This is a genomic window from Myroides indicus (assembly GCF_004364575.1).
Lineage (GTDB): Bacteria > Bacteroidota > Bacteroidia > Flavobacteriales > Flavobacteriaceae > Flavobacterium > Flavobacterium indicum_A.
Map to the genome: position 1 here is coordinate 16241 of NZ_SOAG01000005.1, position 15902 is coordinate 32142.

Annotated in this window: 15 protein-coding genes; 7 read left to right on the top strand and 8 right to left on the bottom strand. The window is 33.1% G+C overall.

Annotated features, from left to right (window positions below; all coding sequences use genetic code 11):
• Positions 1-1197, top strand: a complete 1197-nt coding sequence (locus C8P70_RS03025; protein ID WP_133711866.1) for an alanine dehydrogenase — start codon at positions 1-3, stop codon at positions 1195-1197.
• A gap of 60 nt (positions 1198-1257) precedes the next feature.
• Positions 1258-1644 carry a DUF4258 domain-containing protein gene (locus C8P70_RS03030; RefSeq protein WP_133711867.1) on the top strand — a complete coding sequence of 129 codons (387 nt, stop codon included), beginning with the start codon at positions 1258-1260 and terminating at the stop codon, positions 1642-1644.
• 332 nt (positions 1645-1976) lie between these two features.
• Here C8P70_RS03030 and C8P70_RS03035 read toward each other — a convergent pair whose 3' ends face one another.
• The 8 genes from C8P70_RS03035 to C8P70_RS03070 form a co-directional block, all read right to left on the bottom strand.
• Positions 1977-2591, bottom strand: a complete 615-nt coding sequence (locus C8P70_RS03035; protein ID WP_133711868.1) for a deoxynucleoside kinase — start codon at positions 2589-2591, stop codon at positions 1977-1979.
• A complete protein-coding gene (locus C8P70_RS03040; RefSeq protein ID WP_133711869.1) occupies positions 2591-3385 on the bottom strand; it encodes a hypothetical protein in 795 nt (264 codons plus the stop codon). The genes C8P70_RS03035 and C8P70_RS03040 overlap by 1 nt, the downstream gene beginning before the upstream one ends.
• Complete coding sequence (locus C8P70_RS03045) at positions 3382-3876, bottom strand: dihydrofolate reductase (protein ID WP_133711870.1); 495 nt, start codon at positions 3874-3876, stop codon at positions 3382-3384. The genes C8P70_RS03040 and C8P70_RS03045 overlap by 4 nt, the downstream gene beginning before the upstream one ends.
• Before the next feature lie 16 nt (positions 3877-3892).
• Positions 3893-4285 carry a 2TM domain-containing protein gene (locus tag C8P70_RS03050; RefSeq protein ID WP_133711871.1) on the bottom strand — a complete coding sequence of 131 codons (393 nt, stop codon included), beginning with the start codon at positions 4283-4285 and terminating at the stop codon, positions 3893-3895.
• Between the two features lie 16 nt (positions 4286-4301).
• Positions 4302-5126 (bottom strand): thymidylate synthase, encoded by an 825-nt coding sequence (locus C8P70_RS03055; RefSeq protein ID WP_133711872.1) that lies wholly within the window; start codon positions 5124-5126, stop codon positions 4302-4304.
• A 24-nt stretch (positions 5127-5150) separates the two neighbouring features.
• Positions 5151-5753: a bifunctional nuclease family protein gene (locus tag C8P70_RS03060; RefSeq protein WP_133711873.1), complete on the bottom strand. Its 603-nt coding sequence runs from the start codon at positions 5751-5753 to the stop codon at positions 5151-5153.
• 194 nt (positions 5754-5947) lie between these two features.
• Positions 5948-6913, bottom strand: coding sequence for an electron transfer flavoprotein subunit alpha/FixB family protein (locus tag C8P70_RS03065; RefSeq protein ID WP_133711874.1), 966 nt, complete (start codon positions 6911-6913; stop codon positions 5948-5950).
• A gap of 43 nt (positions 6914-6956) precedes the next feature.
• Positions 6957-7703, bottom strand: a complete 747-nt coding sequence (locus tag C8P70_RS03070; protein WP_133711875.1) for an electron transfer flavoprotein subunit beta/FixA family protein — start codon at positions 7701-7703, stop codon at positions 6957-6959.
• Positions 7704-8069: 366 nt separating this feature from the next.
• Here C8P70_RS03070 and C8P70_RS03075 point away from each other — a divergent pair, with 366 nt between their 5' ends.
• The 5 genes from C8P70_RS03075 to C8P70_RS14125 all read left to right on the top strand — a co-directional run bounded on the left by C8P70_RS03075 (position 8070) and on the right by C8P70_RS14125 (position 15481).
• A complete protein-coding gene (locus C8P70_RS03075; RefSeq protein ID WP_133711876.1) occupies positions 8070-9047 on the top strand; it encodes a pyruvate dehydrogenase complex E1 component subunit beta in 978 nt (325 codons plus the stop codon).
• A gap of 74 nt (positions 9048-9121) precedes the next feature.
• Positions 9122-11605 carry a DUF5686 and carboxypeptidase-like regulatory domain-containing protein gene (locus C8P70_RS03080; protein ID WP_133711877.1) on the top strand — a complete coding sequence of 828 codons (2484 nt, stop codon included), beginning with the start codon at positions 9122-9124 and terminating at the stop codon, positions 11603-11605.
• An 84-nt stretch (positions 11606-11689) separates the two neighbouring features.
• Positions 11690-12217 carry an inorganic diphosphatase gene (locus C8P70_RS03085; RefSeq protein ID WP_133711878.1) on the top strand — a complete coding sequence of 176 codons (528 nt, stop codon included), beginning with the start codon at positions 11690-11692 and terminating at the stop codon, positions 12215-12217.
• 310 nt (positions 12218-12527) lie between these two features.
• A complete protein-coding gene (clpB, locus tag C8P70_RS03090; protein WP_133711879.1) occupies positions 12528-15125 on the top strand; it encodes an ATP-dependent chaperone ClpB in 2598 nt (865 codons plus the stop codon).
• Positions 15126-15349: 224 nt separating this feature from the next.
• The gene (locus C8P70_RS14125; RefSeq protein ID WP_262708895.1) at positions 15350-15481 is read left to right on the top strand and encodes a hypothetical protein; all 132 of its coding nucleotides are present in this window, start codon (positions 15350-15352) and stop codon (positions 15479-15481) included.
• Positions 15482-15902 lie beyond the last annotated feature (421 nt).

Below are 15902 nucleotides of genomic sequence, written 5' to 3' on the forward strand. Positions count from 1 at the left end.
ATGGCAAAGTCAACTCCTTTTACTTCAAAAGATTTAATTCCTCAAGAGGAATGCCTTTTTATTCAACCTCGAAAGAGCGATTTATTTATTGGAGTTCCTAAAGAAAACTTTTCTATTGAAAAAAGGATTTGCATAACCCCAGAAGCTGTTCAGACTTTAAGCTCTTATGGACACAAAATTTTAATTGAAAAAGGAGCCGGAGAAGCTGTCGGCTATATTGATTTAGAATACAGCAAAGCTGGAGCAGAAATAACTACAGATGTCAAGAAAGTATTTGGTTGTCCAATTGTAGTAAAAGTTGTGCCTCCCACGTTGGAAGAAATTAAAATGATGACTCAAAACAGTATCTTATGGTCAACCATTCAGCCCAAAACAACAAATAAAAAATACTTTGAAGCACTTTTAAAAAAGAAAATTTCTGCCATAGGACTTGATTTTATCAAAGATGAAAACGGTTCATATCCTGCCATTTGCGCATTAAGCGAAATTGCCGGTACTTCGTCAGTTTTAATTGCTTCTGAACTTATGGCTACTTCGAACAAAGGAAAAGGACTATTGTTTGGAAACATTACTGGAGTAATGCCTACTGAAGTTGTTATTCTGGGAGCGGGAATTGTCGCAGAATATGCTGCAAGAGCAGCAGTAGGACTAGGAGCAAATGTAAAAGTTTTTGACAACTCTATACAAAAGCTAAAAAAACTGCAAAACAACTTACCTGTTCGAATCAGTACTTCTACTATTCAGGAGAAAATATTACAAAAAGCTTTAATGCGTTGTGATGTAGCTATTGGAGCTATTAGAGGTAAAAACAGAGCTCCGATTATTGTAACAGAAACTATGGTTGAGAACATGAAAAAGGGTTCCATTATTATTGATGTTTCAATCGATACAGGCGGGTGTTTTGAGACATCTGAACTAACTACTCATGAAAAACCAACAATAATAAAAAACGGCGTTATTCATTACGGTGTTCCTAATATTACTTCCCGTTATTGTAAAACTGCCTCAATGGCAATAAGTAATATCATTACTCCCTTTTTAATCAATTTTTCAGAAAGCGGCGGATTGGATGGAATTCTCCACCAGGAAAATATATTGACATCGGGCATTTATTCTTATAAAGGACTTATCACTAATCAATTAATTGCCAATTGGTTTAACCTCGATTACAGAGATATTCAGTTATTTATATTTTAATTTAGTCTTCATACTAGTTTTACAGCTATGAATTACTAATTTTGCACAAAACTATTTTGAATGAAATTTTCTCAAAGATTAGCTTATTATTTGTTTGGTCTATTAATTGGATGTATCTTTTTACTGTACTTTTTTGGAGAAAAGAAAACAGAATTTTGTTACCTTCCTAACTGTCGCGTTTTAAAAGAGCTACGAACAAAACCTATGACATACAGTCCTGAAGCAGATAGTATCCTACAGCAAAACTGGGTTGAAAAAAAGGATATTGAAAAAATACTTCAACACGGCAAAGTAGATTTTTCTAAAAGTAATATAGAATTTGAAAACGGAAAAATTTATATTATTAATGGCATCAATAAAAAAAATGAATCTATAACTATAAAAGTAATCAATTATTCTAATGATAGCAAGTTATACGATATAGTAAAAAATAATGCTTTTCCCTAACATGTAAGTTGGTAATTAATTTAAACCATACAAAAATTATCCAAAAAGTACTACCTGTTTTAGAACTAAAAAGCACAATTTCCCCATCAAATTTGCTAAAGCATCATCATTCTTCTATTTATAAATATATTTAAAATATCATTTCCGATACTCAAGACATTTATTTTTTAGCAACCTTGATTACCAAACCATATGAGTTATTAAACAGGGAAACACTTTAATGATTCCTCCAAGAATATAGACAATATATCAAAGTTGATTATTTTTAGAAATTAAAAGGTAAAACACTAAAGTAATTAGTTTTAACTAATTATCTAAATTCATTTTTTGAACTAAAACAACCCATTAATTTCAGCATCAATACGGTTAATAATATGTCCTAAATCCTCAGGATTATCTACAAAATTGAGCTGATCGACATCTATAGTCAGCAATTTGCCTTTATTATACGTTTTTGCCCAACTTTCATAGCGCTCATTTAGCTTGTTCAGATAGTCAATAGAAATTGAGTTCTCGTATTCTCTGCCTCTTTTGTGTATTTGTCCCACCAGATTAGGAATAGAACTTTTTAAATAAATAAGCAAATCAGGGGCTCCCACCAACTCCTGCATCAAATCAAATAAAGAGGAATAATTCTGGAAATCTCTGTTAGACATCAATCCCATTGCATGTAAATTGGGTGCAAAAATAGAAGCATCCTCATAAATAGTTCTATCCTGAATCACATTTTTACCACTTTCTCTAATCTGTAAAACCTGACGAAAGCGACTATTCAAAAAATATACCTGTAAATTAAAAGACCATCGCTCCATCTGATGGTAAAAATCGTCTAAATAAGGATTGTCAACTACATCTTCAAAATGAGGTTCCCATCCATAGTGTTTGGACAATAGTTTTGTAAGCGTAGTTTTTCCTGCTCCAATATTTCCGGCAATAGCGATATGCATTACGGTATATTTATAAGATAGTTATTTATTTTTTGATTGGTAAAAATACTCAATTTTTGAGTGTTATAAAAGAACCCGTCAACTGTTTTTTCAGGTATTTGAATTAGATATTTTTTATTCTCCAACAAATCAATATAATAGATTTTTTGCTGATATCGATAAAATATTTTTTTCAACCCTTCTATCTGAATTTCATCCAAATCCGAATCCAAATTATATCTTAGCACTTCCTTTCCATATATATCTATTCCTAGTATTGTATTCTCACTATCTATCCAAAAAAAATTATTCAAAGTTGAATAGCAATATTTCACTTTATCACTCTTAATAATATAAATTGGAGTTATTTTTGAGTCAGATAAATTATATTGAAATATTGTGTTATTAGCAGAATTAAACATCCAGCACCTTTTTTTAATACTGACACCTAAGTATGTTATATCAAGTGTAGAAAATTCTGTTTCAAGATTAATTTCTTTTACTTCTGAAAGCTCTTTATCCAACAAAATAAATGTTTTAAAATCAGAATAGAACAATAGCAACTGTAAAGGATTAGTAATATCCACCCTGTAAAGTTTACCTAGCTTCAGGTTAGTATAGTTGCCTGTTTGCGTATTATTTTTCTTTTTCAGCGTATTATTTTCCAACAAATATGTATTGTCATAAATGTCCTTTCCGATAAACTGTTGATTTTTTTCCAATTGTTCGGAATTTAACCACTGTACACTAATCAAATCTTGCCCATAGAGAGTTAGTCCAAAAAAAATAAAAATGATACAGTGTACACTTTTCATCCTTTATTTTTTCTGATAAAAGTTTGAAAAGTAAAAGAATACGCATGCTTTTCATCCTGTGGATGAAAAGCTTCTCGGATCAAATCCCATTCTTCCTTTGAAAATTCCGGAAAAAAGGCATCAGCATCAAAAGAGTGATGTACCCGGGTCAATTCAATTTTATCAGCATAAGGTAAAGTTTGCCTATAAATTTCACCTCCCCCGATAACAAAAGATTCAGTTTCCTTTTTTACAAGCTCTATTGCTTCTGATAGGCTATTCACAACTATACAATTCTCAGGCACATCGTAATTTTTCTGTCTTGTAATGATAATATGCGTTCTGTTGGGAAGCGGTTTTGGAAAAGATTCAAACGTTTTTCTTCCCATAATAATATAATGATGTGAAGTAAGATTTTTAAAGTGCTTAAAATCATCTGGTAAATGCCATATCATTTGGTTTGATTTTCCTAATGCATTATTTTCAGCCGCAGCTGCAACCAACGTTAACATAACATTCTTATTTAAATTATAATCCTGAAGTAGAGTGATCTTGATTTTGATCCAAATCTCGTTTAGTATCTACTAATGGGAAATCTTTTTCAACGCTTGCTCTCAATTCTTTGATTCTCGTCTGCTGTTTATCTATTAATATTTCAATCTGTCTATCCTGCCACTTTTTACCCATAAATCGATTGACTATCAAAACATTTACAGCATGCAAAAAAACAAAAAACGACCATATTCCTATTGCATACGGCCACCAAACTGAAGATACTGCCGGATCCTGTACAAAAGTATTAACGCAAAACATCAACAAACTTCCTAAAACAAAAACTACAAAGTGGAAAAAAAGCATTTTTTTTTGCTTTACTCTTTGTTTGGCATACTCATACTGCTCAATGGATTCATCTTTTTTCATAGTATTCAGGTATTAATTAGACAGAGACTTTACCTTTAATTGCCGGGTGAGGATCGTAATTTTGAAGCTCAAAATCTTCATATTGAAAACCAAAAATATCTTTTATCTTTTCATTTAATTTCATAATCGGCAATGCTTTTGGCTCTCTTGACAGTTGAAGCTGTACTTGTTCTATGTGATTATTATAAATATGGACATCGCCAAAAGTATGAATAAAGTCTCCTGCTTCTAAATCACAAACCTGAGCCACCATCATCGTTAACAATGCGTAAGACGCAATATTAAAAGGTACTCCTAAAAACACATCGGCGCTACGTTGGTACAACTGACAAGACAATTTTCCATCCGCAACATAAAACTGAAAAAAGGAATGGCAAGGCGGTAAAGCAGCTTTTCCGTTAGACACATTTTGGGCAAATGAAACAGAAGTATCCGGCAATACACTTGGATTCCAAGCAGAAACCATAATTCTTCTGCTATTAGGACTATTTTTTAAAGTGTGAATTACCTCCTTAATCTGATCAATTCCCTCTCCGTTCCAATTGCGCCATTGATACCCATATACAGGTCCTAAATCACCATTTTCGTCAGCCCATTCATCCCAAATTCTTACTCCGTTTTGCTTTAAGTAACCAATATTTGTATCTCCTGTTAAAAACCAGAGTAATTCATAAATAATAGATTTTAAATGGACTTTTTTAGTTGTAACCAAAGGAAAGCCTTCAGACAAATCAAAACGCATCTGATAGCCAAAAATGCTTTTCGTTCCGGTTCCGGTTCGATCTCCTTTTTGAACACCTTTTTCAAGCACTTCTCTTACTAAGTCTAAATATTGTTTCATAGCTACCTTGCTTTCTTTTCTTTTCTATTCTTCTCGTTTACTGATTTCGTCTCTTATTTTTGCTGCTTTTTCGTAATCTTCATTATCAATAGCTTCATCTAACATATTATTCAGAGTTGAAATAGAGAACTCTCCCCAATCACTTGTTTGAACAATTTTTTCTGTTTGAGTATCTTCTACTTTATCTGTTGTTTCTCGCTCTTCTTGAGTATCGGTATTTAAAATTATTCCTGCTTTATTCATAATATCTTTATATGTAAAAATAGGAGCAAAAAAACGGATTGCCAAAGCAATGGCATCTGAAGTACGAGCGTCTAAAATTTCTTCTATTCCATCACGTTCACAAATCATACTTGAAAAAAAGACTCCGTCAACTAATTTATGAATAATTACCTGTTTTACAACAATATCAAATCGGTCTGCAAAATTTTTAAATAAATCGTGAGTCAAAGGTCTGGACGGTCTAATCTCTTCTTCTATTGCAATAGCAATAGATTGTGCTTCAAAGGCTCCTATGACAATAGGTAATTTTCTATCTCCATCTACCTCATCCAAGATCAAAGCATAGGCACCATTTTGTGTATGACTGTACGATATTCCTTTGACCGTTAATTTTATTAAACTCATATTTTTTATTTATCGGCAAAAAGCTACTGAAAACAAAGATAGTAATTCTTTATTTTAATTACCTGTTTTATGCTAAAGGTAAAAGCTTTTTTTAGAGATGTGACTTCTATTTAAGAAGAAGTTTTAAATATAGCCATAAAAAAGCAGCTGTAAATAATTCACAGCTGCTTTTTTATGGTACACTAAAGCTATTATTAATTATTAGTCTTAAATTCTTTTAATTTTTCTACTAATTGAGGAACAACTTGAAATGCATCTCCTACAATTCCGTAATCAGCTACTTTAAAGAAAGGTGCTTCAGCATCTGTATTGATAACCACTTTTACCTTAGAAGCATTAATACCGGCAATATGCTGGATTGCTCCAGAAATTCCGACTGCAATATAAAGATTTGCAGAAACCGGTTTTCCAGTTTGCCCTACATGTTCTTCATGAGATCTCCATCCCAAATCGGATACCGGTTTCGAACACGCTAATGCTGCTCCTAAAACCTCTGCTAAATCTTCAAGCATTTTCCAATTTTCCGGACCTTTTAATCCTCTTCCTCCTGAAACTACAATATCTGCATCGGCAATAGTAACCTTTCCGGACATTTTCTCAACATTTTCTACTTTCAGAGAAAAATCTGCATCATTTAATGAAGGAGAAAAATCTTCAGCTGTGGCAGCTCCTTGAGCTTCTTTTAATCCATATGAGTTTTTTGCCAAAGCAATTACTTTAACATCTGTAGTAATTTCTGTTTGGTTAAATCCTTTATTTGAAAAAGCATTCCTTTTGACCACAAAAGGAGACGTGCTGATCGGCAAGGCAACCACGTTAGAAGCAAAACCTGCATTTAATGCAACGGCTACACTCGGAGCCGTATATAAACTGTCCGTTGTAGATGACAAGATAACCAATTTAGCACTTTCTTTTTCTACAGCTTGTTTAATAGCATCTGCATAAGCTTTTGCATTAAATGTATTTAATTTATCATTTGATATCTTTAATACTTTATCTACACCATATTTCCCCAATTCACTGGTATCTGTCATATTTACGGTAAGAGCCGTAACAGTGGTACCTAAAGACTCCGCTACTTTTTTAGCATAAGAAGCTAATTCTAATGCTACTTTTTTAAATTTTCCTTCTGCTGATTCAGCATATATTAAAACTGACATAATCTTTTCTTTTTAGTTTTTAATCTGATGAATAAATACAAGCTTAGATAACTTTTGCCTCATTGTGCAACAAATCAATCAACTCATCTAAATTGTCCGGCGAAATCATTTTACATGCAGATTTTGGCGCTGGTTTTTCAAATTTCACTGCTTTTGTTGCCAATTCTGCTCCTACCGGTTCCAATACAGCTAAGGCTTTTGTTCTGGCAGACATAATTCCTCGCATATTTGGAATACGCAAATCTTTTTCGTCCACCAATCCTTTTTGTCCACCAATTACCATAGGTAAATTTCCAGAAATAGTTTCTTTTCCCCCATCTATTTGACGGATTGCTTTTACCGCAGTACCTTCAATTTCAAGTCCTTCACATGAATTAATAAAATCAACTCCCAGCAAAGCTGCAAGCATTCCCGGAACCATTCCGCCGTTATAATCCAAAGATTCTTTTCCGGCAAGAATCAAATCATAGCTTCCCTTTTTTGCAACTTCTGCCAATTGTTTAGCAACGAAAAGACCATCGGTAGGATTAGCATTTACTCTGATAGCTTCGTCTGCACCTATCGCCAATGCTTTTCTAAGAGTAGCTTCTGTTTCTGCTCCTCCCACATTTACCACCGTTACATTAGCTCCTTGTTTTTCCTTAAACCAAACAGCCCTTGTTAAGGCATATTCATCATTTGGATTGATTACAAACTGAACTCCGTTAGTATCAAATTCTGTATCTCCGTTTGTAAAATTAATTTTTGAAGTAGTATCAGGCACATGGCTGATGCAAACTAATATTTTCATTATTATATAGTTTTTGTTCTACATTATATCTTATTCAGTCAACGAAAATAAGAATTTATTCGCACATATTTACTATGCAGGCATATAATTTTTAGTTTTACTTTGCAGCTCATAATGCAACACCTTACAATCATTTAACAAATAATCAGCTTTAAATCAAGATACCGACAAAATCAACAAAAATTACCTTAAATTAATTACTATATTTAAAACAAATAAAAGCACAATATTTTTCTACCAAAAGGTTAAAAATGAATTTCCTTACTTACTTCTACAAATATTAAATCATAGCTGTGTACTCAAATAATAAATATAATTTTATACTTTTGCTTTCTGTAAATCAATTGCGGAAATAAATTACATTATATGAAAACGATTCAATTTAGAGAAGCAGTGTGCGAAGCGATGAGCGAAGAAATGCGCCGCGACGAATCAATATATTTAATAGGAGAAGAAGTTGCCGAATATAATGGTGCTTACAAAGCATCAAAAGGAATGCTTGACGAATTTGGAGAGAAGCGCGTGATAGACGCTCCTATAGCTGAGTTGGGGTTTGCCGGAATAGGCGTGGGATCTGCCATGAATGGAAACCGTCCTATTGTTGAATTTATGACATTTAACTTTTCACTGGTAGGAATAGACCAAATCATCAACAATGCAGCAAAAATGAGACAAATGTCAGGTGGGCAATTTAACATTCCTATTGTTTTCAGAGGACCTACAGCTTCTGCCGGACAATTAGGAGCTACCCACTCTCAAGCTTTTGAAAATTGGTATGCAAATGTTCCAGGGCTAAAAGTAGTGGTACCTTCTAATCCTTATGATGCAAAAGGACTCTTGAAATCTGCTATTAGAGATGATGACCCTGTTATTTTTATGGAATCAGAACAAATGTATGGAGACAAAGGGGAAGTTCCGGAAGGCGAATATCTCATTCCGTTAGGTGTAGCTGATATAAAAAGACAAGGTTCTGATGTAACTGTAGTTTCTTTTGGAAAAATTATAAAAGAAGCATTTAAAGCAGCAGAGGAATTGGATAAAGAAGGGATTTCCTGTGAAATTATCGATTTGCGTACAATTCGTCCAATGGATCACGAAGCCATTTTAAACTCTGTCAAAAAAACCAATCGTCTGGTTATTCTTGAAGAAGCTTGGCCATTTGGAAGTATTTCTTCTGAAATTACGTATATTGTACAAGAACAAGCTTTTGATTTTTTAGATGCTCCTATCCAAAGAATTACAACAGCAGATACCCCTGCTCCGTATTCTCCAGTATTGCTACAAGAATGGCTGCCTAATGCAAATGATGTAATAAATGCAGTAAAAAAAGTTATGTATAAATAATTTTTAGATTATATTTGATTACTCCATCTTAAAATTTCATAAGATGGAGTTTTTTATTTATTTGAATTTATGCTATGAAAATTCACATTAAGTTTTTAATCATACTGTCACTTTTTCCTTTTATTAATTGGGGACAAACCAAAGTAAGTGGAAAAATATCTGATAATAATAATCTGGAAGTCTCTTTTGCCAGCGTATATTTCAAAAACTCCACACAAGGGGTTGTCGCTAATGAATATGGAAAATTTTACCTTGAAAGCGAAAAAACCTATGACACTTTGGTTATTTCTTTTGTCGGATATAAAACAAAGGAAATTCCTTTAATCTCAAAAAACAATCTTGATTTACAAATAGTATTAGAAGAAGACAATTTATTGTCTGAAGTAAAAATATATGCAGGAAAAACATCAAAGAAAAACAATCCTGCCCTTGATATTCTTAGAAAAATATGGGAAAGAAAAAGAAAAAATGGTCTTCACATGTTTTCTCAATACGAATATGACAAGTACGAGAAGATACAGTTCGACCTAAACTCCATAGACAGCGCCTATCAAAAGAAAAAAATATTTAAAGGCATGGAGTTTATTTTTGATCAAGTTGATACCAATAGAGTTACCGGAAAAACATATCTGCCCATTTTCATCAACGAAAATATTTCTCAAGTTTACGGAGATAATGAAAATAATTACAAAAAAGAGAAAACTTTAGGAAATAAAAACTCAGGCTTTGATACCAATCAACACATTATTGCCTTCGTAAAAGACTTGTATGCAGAATACAACATATACAACAACTATATAAAAATCTTTGATAAAGATTTTGTGAGTCCTTTATCCAGAACAGGGATCAACGTATATAATTATGTTTTAGCAGACAGCGCCTATGTGGACGACAAATGGTGCTACAATATAGTTTATTATCCAAGAAGAAAAGGAGAACTTACTTTTAAAGGCGATTTTTGGGTAAACGACACTACGTTTGCCATCAAAAAAATAAATATGGAAGCCAGTAAAGATGCCAATATCAACTGGGTTAAAGATATTTATATAGAACAAGAGTTTGATGTTTTAAATGACTCTGTCTTTTTATTGACAAAAGATTACTTTATGTCTGATTTTGCCTTATCTAAAAAAGAAACCTCCAAAGGGGTATATGGCAAACGAACTTCTTTATATCAGGATCATAAGTTCAACATCAAACATCCGGCAGAATTTTATCAAGAAGATGTAAATGTTTATGACGAAGATATCTATACCCGTTCGGACGATTTTTGGAAAACCTATCGCTTTGAACCTTTAAGCAAAGATGAGTTGGGAATATACAAAATGCTGGATACCCTAAAGACTGTTCCCAAATTCAAACTGCTATTTGATTTATCATCTACACTAGCCAGCGGTTATTACAACGTTGGAAATTTTGATTATGGCCCTATTTTTTCTTCTTTCGGATATAATGATATTGAAGGTATAAGACTCCGCGCGGGCGGGCGAACCTATTTTGGTCCCAACGACAAATGGCGCTTAGAGGGCTATACAGCCTATGGCTTTAAAGACAATCAATTTAAATATGGTATCAGCGGAAAAGTTTTACTGCACAACAATACCCGTTTAATTTTATTTGGAGGAAACAGACGAGACATAGAACAAATCGGAGTGAGTTTAACAGAAACCAATGATGTTTTAGGTCGTAGTTTTGCTTCGAGTTCTTTATTCGCAAGCGGAGACAATTCTAAACTAACCTCTATCAATTTAAGTACACTTGGATTAGAAATAGAACCGGTAAAAAACTTAAAACTCTCGACAACTTTTACCTACAGAACTTTAAAACCTGCATCTGACAGATTTAATCTAAACTATTATGTTGACAAAATAAACAACCTAGTAAAAGACGAAACAAAACAATCCGAAGCAGAATTTTCTATTGATTATACTCCCGGAAAAAAAACTGTCGGATATGGCGTTGACAGAACAAATATTGACGAAAAATATCTGCGTCTCTATCTTAGATTTACTCAGGGGATGAAGGGTGTTTTAGAAAGTGATTTCAAATACAATAAGCTACAGTTTTATGCTAGAAAACCTCTTTTGTTGGGAGGATTTGGAACATTAACAACTACTTTCGAAGCAGGTAAAACTTTTGGCGAGGTTCCTTTAGGATTACTAAGCGTTGTTCCCGGAAATCAGTCGTGGTTTAATATAGAAAATACGTTTGCCAACTTAGACTACTACGAATTCGTAACCAATGAATATGCCTCTCTACATCTTGAGCACAATTTTGGAGGACGCCTGTTTTCGAGAATACCGTGGCTGAGAGATTTTAACCTGCGTGAAATTGTAGGAATAAGAGGTATTTACGGAACTATATCTCAGGAAAACATAGATTTAAATGACTCTAATCTTATCTATAAAGCCCCGGAAGATGTTTACTACGAATACTATGTTGCAGTTGGAAATATTTTCAAAGTTTTCAGGCTCGACTTAAGCTGGAGAGGAAATTATTTAGATATACCCGATAGCCGAAAATTTGCCGTAAGAGGATCTTTTGGTTTTTATTTTTAATATTAAGTTCAAAACTTGTAATAAACAAGGATTTACAGTAATTTTGCATTCTATTTTAAAATTTGATATAAAATAAGTTTAGAAATGAATACATTTGAAACATTTGATGCTTTTGTTGAAATTCCCGCAGGAAGCAGAAACAAATATGAATACGATTTTGATTTAAAGAGACTGCGTTTTGACCGTTTGTTATATTCTAATATGAGATATCCGGCTGATTACGGATTTATTCCTGAAACTCTGGCTTTAGACGGGGATCCGTTAGATGTTTTGGTAATGTTTACAGAGCCATCTCTTCCAGGACTAGTGGTTGAAGTAAAACCAGTTGGTATTTTTTATATGGCAGATGATAAAGGAGACGATGAAAAAATTATCTGTGTACCTGTTTCGGATCCTATCATGAATAAAATCAATGATATTGATGATATTAACGAACATTTCAAAAAAGAAGTTGAGCACTTTTTTAAAGTCTATAAAGATCTTGAAAACAAAGCAGTGACAACAAATGGATTTGGAAACAAAGCAGCAGCTGTACAAATGATAAAAGAATGCAAAGAGCGCTTTGACAATCTTGAAAACAAAAAAGAGGGACTTTTTAGTATCTTATATTAAAAAACCATAAACAAACATTTATAAGCAAGAGGAAACCGAATTTGGTTTCCTCTTGTGTTTTTCTATATTATTGATATATTAGTTTGTATTTAAATAAAATCAGCATAGATGACTCTTTTTTGCTATTATAATATTTTATATATATTTCTATTTGGGAACCATAATTAACATCTATTTTGTAATATTATCATACAAAAATGACTTTTTGACATTTAAATATAGTGGTAATCAGATATATAATGCCAAAAAGGCACTATTTAAAAAATGGAATGTAAATTGTTTTATTATTAGCAACTAAAAACAAAATACTATGAACTTAAATAATTTTACAATAAAATCCCAAGAAGCCTTACAACGTGCTCAGGTTATTGTACAAAGTTTAGGACAACAACAAATAGAAAATGAACACATTTTTAAGGCTATTATAGAAGTTGACGAAAACGCAACCCCTTATCTATTAAAAAAATTAAATATAAATACAGATACTTTTAAATCTGTTTTGGAAGCCACTATTCAAAATTTTCCTAAAGTGTCAGGCGGGCAAATCGCGCTTTCAAGAGAAGCGACAACTTCTCTTACGGAAGCTCAAAGCATCGCTTTAAAAATGAAAGACGAGTTTGTGTCTGTCGAACACCTGATCTTAGCTATTTTTAAATCCAAAAGCAAAGTATCACAAATATTAAAAGATCAAGGAGTTACTGAAAAACAATTAGAAATGTCAATTGCTGAAATGCGAGGGGGTGCAAAAGTAACTTCAGCTTCAGCTGAAGATACATATAATTCTTTGAGTAAGTATGCCAAAAATCTTACCCAATTAGCAAACGAAGGTAAATTAGACCCTGTAATCGGAAGGGATGAAGAAATCCGAAGAGTGCTACAGATTTTAAGCCGGAGAACTAAAAACAACCCTATGCTTGTTGGAGAGCCAGGAGTTGGTAAAACGGCTATTGCAGAAGGTCTTGCTCATCGAATTATTCAACAAGATGTTCCGGAAAACCTCAAAGACAAACAGATTTTTTCTTTAGATATGGGAGCCTTAATTGCCGGTGCCAAATATAAAGGAGAATTTGAAGAACGCTTAAAATCAGTAGTTAAAGAAGTTACCTCTTCAGACGGAAATATCATTTTATTTATTGATGAAATCCACACTTTGGTAGGTGCTGGAGGCGGTGATGGAGCAATGGATGCAGCTAATATTCTAAAACCTGCTTTAGCGCGTGGAGAACTTCGTGCTATTGGAGCAACCACACTAGATGAATATCAAAAATATTTTGAGAAAGATAAAGCTTTAGAACGTCGTTTTCAAAAAGTTATGGTAAATGAGCCGGATACTGAAAGTGCAATTTCTATTTTACGGGGAATCAAAGAAAAATATGAAACGCACCATAAAGTTCGCATCAAAGACGAGGCTATTATTGCTGCTGTAAATCTATCCGAGCGATATATTACTAATCGTTTCTTACCAGATAAGGCTATTGACCTTATGGACGAAGCCGCTTCTAAACTGAGAATGGAAATCAACTCTAAACCGGAGGAATTAGATGTACTGGACAGAAAAGTCATGCAGCTTGAGATCGAAATTGAAGCCATTAAAAGAGAAAATGATGATGAAAAGCTAAAATCCTTAGGATTAGAATTAGCCAATCTCAAAGAAGAGCGCAATAATATTTTTAGTAAATGGCAATCAGAAAAAGAAGTAGTTGACCAGGTACAAAACATCAAACAACAGATGGAAATGTATAAGGTTGAGGCCGAAAAAGCAGAACGAGACGGAGATTACGGTAAAGTTGCTGAATTAAGATATGGTAAAATCAAAACAGCTCAGGAAGAATTAGAGAAAGCCCAGCTTCAGTTAAACGAAAATCAAAAAGGACATTCTTTGATTAAAGAAGAAGTCACAAGCGACGACATTGCTGAGGTTGTTGCAAAATGGACTGGCGTTCCCGTTACAAAAATGCTTCAAAGCGAACGCGAAAAACTTCTCCACTTAGAACAAGAATTGCATAAACGAGTAGTCGGACAAGATGAAGCAATTGAAGCAATCAGCGATGCAGTACGGAGAAGCCGTGCAGGATTGCAAGATCCTAAAAAACCTATTGGTTCTTTCTTATTCCTAGGAACAACAGGAGTTGGTAAAACGGAATTGGCAAAAGCGCTAGCTTCTTATTTATTCGACGATGAAAATGCTATGACGCGAATTGACATGAGCGAATATGGAGAACGTCACAGCGTGAGTCGTCTGGTAGGTGCACCTCCGGGATATGTAGGATACGATGAAGGAGGACAATTAACAGAAGCGGTTCGAAGAAAACCTTATTCAGTAGTTTTATTAGATGAAATAGAAAAAGCACATCCTGACACATTTAATATCTTGTTACAGGTATTAGATGAAGGACGACTTACTGATAATAAGGGAAGGCTAGCTGATTTTAAAAATACAATTATTATTATGACTTCAAATATGGGAAGCCATATTATACAGGAAAAATTTGAAAATGCAGCTCATCCTGAAATGGCATCTGAAGAAGTTAAATCAGAAGTTCTCAATTTGCTAAAGCAAACCGTACGTCCGGAATTTATAAACAGGATTGATGAAATTGTAATGTTTACTCCTTTGACTAAAGATAACATTATTCAAATTGTAGATTTACAGCTACAAAATGTAATTAATATGCTCAAACAGCAAAATATTATAATGGAAGCGACACCTGAAGCCAAAGATTTTTTAGCAGAAAAAGGATATGAACCTGAATTTGGAGCAAGACCGGTTAAAAGAGTTGTTCAAAAAGAAGTTTTAAATAAACTCTCTAAAGAGATTCTTGCTGGAAATGTAAAAGCAGACAGCATTATTTTATTGGATTGTTTTAATGATCAATTAGTATTTAGAAATAATAAAACAATTATATAATTGGAAATTAATAGCGGTACTATACCAAAAAGGACACTGTACCAAAAATTATGTAAGTATAAAATTCTGCTCGGTTTTAAACCAAGCAGAATTTTTTATATATTTAATATTTAGGTAGTTATGGAAAAAGAATATCTATTTCGGATGATTTTTTCAAACAGTATAAAACTGGAGTACAGCTACAAAACTTTCTAAAAGAGTTGCAAAAGTGAGAAATTGAAAAAATGCTACAAGACGAGTTAGATACTTACCTGGATTACGATAAGCGTGATTTACGAAAGGAAGAAGTAAAAGTCCCCAAGGATTACGATACTAGTTTTAACCATATGATTAACCCCAAACGAAAAGCATGGTAGAGAGCTTGTAAAACATTATAGTCTCACGTTATGCCAAAGGAATGTCCGTTTCTGATATTGAAGAACAGATTAGAGAAGTGTATAATTTGAACGTTTCTCAATTAACCATTTTTCCTTATCCTTATATCGCAGTTTAAAAAATATTCCATTAAAGCCTTTTTATTTAATCGTTTGGATGGTATTACATTTAAAGTAAAATTCCAAAATAATTAATAAAACAATTTATATCTTAGTAGTATTAAAGCGAGATGGACACAAAAATATAAATTATAAATCTGTGTAATTGTAATCAATTAGATCCGAAGCGACTAAAAAATGGTCAATGACAATCAAAAACTTGTAGGAAGGTGGTATTGATCAATTCTTATCCCTATATAAAGAAAGGATTAGGCTTTAATTAAAAACCTAACCCAAGCTTTAT

Excerpts from the sequence above, each read along its gene's own strand:
- C8P70_RS03025 (WP_133711866.1), top strand. The coding sequence starts at position 1 with ATGGCAAAGTCAACTCCTTTTACTTCAAAAGATTTAATTCCTCAAGAG.
- C8P70_RS03030 (WP_133711867.1), top strand. The coding sequence starts at position 1,258 with ATGAAATTTTCTCAAAGATTAGCTTATTATTTGTTTGGTCTATTAATT.
- C8P70_RS03035 (WP_133711868.1), bottom strand. The coding sequence starts at position 2,591 with ATGCATATCGCTATTGCCGGAAATATTGGAGCAGGAAAAACTACGCTT.
- C8P70_RS03040 (WP_133711869.1), bottom strand. The coding sequence starts at position 3,385 with ATGAAAAGTGTACACTGTATCATTTTTATTTTTTTTGGACTAACTCTC.
- C8P70_RS03045 (WP_133711870.1), bottom strand. The coding sequence starts at position 3,876 with ATGTTAACGTTGGTTGCAGCTGCGGCTGAAAATAATGCATTAGGAAAA.
- C8P70_RS03050 (WP_133711871.1), bottom strand. The coding sequence starts at position 4,285 with ATGAAAAAAGATGAATCCATTGAGCAGTATGAGTATGCCAAACAAAGA.
- C8P70_RS03055 (WP_133711872.1), bottom strand. The coding sequence starts at position 5,126 with ATGAAACAATATTTAGACTTAGTAAGAGAAGTGCTTGAAAAAGGTGTT.
- C8P70_RS03060 (WP_133711873.1), bottom strand. The coding sequence starts at position 5,753 with ATGAGTTTAATAAAATTAACGGTCAAAGGAATATCGTACAGTCATACA.
- C8P70_RS03065 (WP_133711874.1), bottom strand. The coding sequence starts at position 6,913 with ATGTCAGTTTTAATATATGCTGAATCAGCAGAAGGAAAATTTAAAAAA.
- C8P70_RS03070 (WP_133711875.1), bottom strand. The coding sequence starts at position 7,703 with ATGAAAATATTAGTTTGCATCAGCCATGTGCCTGATACTACTTCAAAA.
- C8P70_RS03075 (WP_133711876.1), top strand. The coding sequence starts at position 8,070 with ATGAAAACGATTCAATTTAGAGAAGCAGTGTGCGAAGCGATGAGCGAA.
- C8P70_RS03080 (WP_133711877.1), top strand. The coding sequence starts at position 9,122 with ATGAAAATTCACATTAAGTTTTTAATCATACTGTCACTTTTTCCTTTT.
- C8P70_RS03085 (WP_133711878.1), top strand. The coding sequence starts at position 11,690 with ATGAATACATTTGAAACATTTGATGCTTTTGTTGAAATTCCCGCAGGA.
- clpB (WP_133711879.1), top strand. The coding sequence starts at position 12,528 with ATGAACTTAAATAATTTTACAATAAAATCCCAAGAAGCCTTACAACGT.
- C8P70_RS14125 (WP_262708895.1), top strand. The coding sequence starts at position 15,350 with ATGCTACAAGACGAGTTAGATACTTACCTGGATTACGATAAGCGTGAT.